This window comes from Catellatospora sp. NPDC049609 (assembly GCF_040675365.1).
Taxonomy (GTDB): domain Bacteria; phylum Actinomycetota; class Actinomycetes; order Mycobacteriales; family Micromonosporaceae; genus Catellatospora.
Genome location: NZ_JBFAOU010000435.1, coordinates 1 through 1,733, shown reverse-complemented (window position 1 = coordinate 1,733; position 1,733 = coordinate 1). Strand labels below are relative to the sequence as shown.

Below are 1,733 nucleotides of genomic sequence, written 5' to 3'. Positions count from 1 at the left end.
TGGCCCCCGTGGTGTACGACTACCCGCGCAGAGTGCTCGGCCTCGACCCCAACCGGGACGACATGTCGTCCCGGCCCGGCCCACACGCCAAGGGGTCAGACCGTGCTGCGGCCCCGGACACCGGCGAGCAGCGCGACGCCCAGCGCGGCGAGGCCGATCTGGAACACCAGCTCGATCCAGTCGATGCCATCGGTCACGGCGACACCCACGGCCTGCGCGAGCGCGGTGCCGATCAGCGCGGCCACGATGCCGACCACGATGGTCAGCCAGATCGGCAGACCCTGACGGCCGGGCACGACCAGCCGGCCGAGCGCACCGATGATCAGACCGACGATGATAGCTGAGATGATTCCGGCGACAGTCATGACTTCTCCTTTTAAGCAAGGCATCTTCTGCCTCGCATCTGCCCCATGGGCGTTGCCGCCAAACAATCCCGGGTGGCCGATGCCGCGGCCGGTCTGGCCGACCGGTGCCCGCTCGCCGTGACTGCGTCGGCCGAGGGCGGGTATGGCGATGTCATGACAACCACCGTGGAACGCGGCGCAGCTGCGCGCACCGGACTGCCGGGCAGCTCCGACGCATCGTCCGGCGACGACGCCAGACATCTGAGAATCGTCATGGTCGCACCGCCATACTTCGACATCCCGCCCGCCGGCTACGGCGGCATCGAGGCCGTGCTGGCCGACCTGAGCAACGCGCTGGTGGCCCAGGGCCACCGGGTCACCCTGGTCGCGGCCGGGCGCAACGGCACCCGGGCGGACTTCCGGGCGGTCTGGCCCGATGCCGTCCCGCACCGGCTCGGCGAACCAGGGCCGGAGATCATCTTCGCCGCCGAGGCGCGGCGGGTGGTCGAGCGGCTCATCGCCGAGGACGGCGTCGACGTCGTGCACGACCACACCTTCGCCGGCCCCCTCAACGCTCCCGCGTACGCCCGCCTGGACGTGCCGACGGTCGCGACCGTGCACGGCCCGGCCGACAGCGAGCTGCGCGGCTACTACCGCGCCCTGGGCGCCGACCTGCCCCTGATCGCCATCAGCGGCCGGCAGCGTACGCTCGCGCCGGAGCTGAACTGGATCGACACCGTCCACAACGGCCTCGACCCGGCCGACTGGCCGTTCCAGCGGGCGAAGGGCGACTACGCGCTCTTCCTCGGCCGGTTCAGCCCCGACAAGGGCGCCCACACCGCGGTCACCGCCGCGCACGAGGCCGGCCTGCCCATCGTCCTGGCCGGCAAGTGCAACGAACCGCCCGAGCGCCGTTACTTCACCGAGCAGGTCGAGCCGCTGCTCGGCCCCGACGACCGCATGGTCGGCCCGGCCGATGCCCGGCGCAAGCGGGAGCTGCTCACCAACGCGCGCTGCCTGCTGTTCCCGGTGCAGTGGGAGGAGCCGTTCGGCATGGTGATGATCGAGTCGATGGTGTGCGGGACGCCCGTCGTGGCGCTGCGCGCCGGCGCCGTGCCGGAGGTGGTCGCGCACCAGGTCACCGGCCTGATCTGTGACGACCCCGGCGAGCTGCCGCAGGCGCTGCGGGACGTGACCGAGCTGGACCCGGGCGAATGCCGCGCCCACGTCGTGCGCAACTTCAGCGCCGCCCGCATGGGCCTGGGCTACGTGCGTGCCTACCGCCGCGCGCTGGCGTCGTTCGCGATGCCGTCGTACCTCAGCGTCTGAGGATGGCGTCGCACCTCACCGTGGGAGAAGGCCGGGCGGCCGGAGGCTGATGCCTCCGGC

At 72.0% G+C, this 1,733-nt stretch carries 2 protein-coding genes; one reads left to right on the top strand and one right to left on the bottom strand.

Annotation, left to right across the window (positions count from 1 at the left end):
* Window positions 1-95: 95 nt before the first annotated feature.
* A complete protein-coding gene (locus AB0J67_RS40930) occupies window positions 96-365 on the bottom strand; it encodes a GlsB/YeaQ/YmgE family stress response membrane protein (RefSeq protein WP_363491186.1) in 270 nt (89 codons plus the stop codon).
* 252 nt (window positions 366-617) lie between these two features.
* Between AB0J67_RS40930 and AB0J67_RS40925 the strand changes: the two genes are divergently transcribed.
* Window positions 618-1,673, top strand: coding sequence for a glycosyltransferase family 4 protein (locus AB0J67_RS40925; RefSeq protein ID WP_363491184.1), 1,056 nt, complete (start codon window positions 618-620; stop codon window positions 1,671-1,673).
* The last annotated feature ends 60 nt before the right edge of the window (window positions 1,674-1,733 follow it).

Coding starts and splice junctions, on each gene's coding strand:
- AB0J67_RS40930 (WP_363491186.1), bottom strand. CDS start 365: ATGACTGTCGCCGGAATCATCTCAGCTATCATCGTCGGTCTGATCATC.
- AB0J67_RS40925 (WP_363491184.1), top strand. CDS start 618: ATGGTCGCACCGCCATACTTCGACATCCCGCCCGCCGGCTACGGCGGC.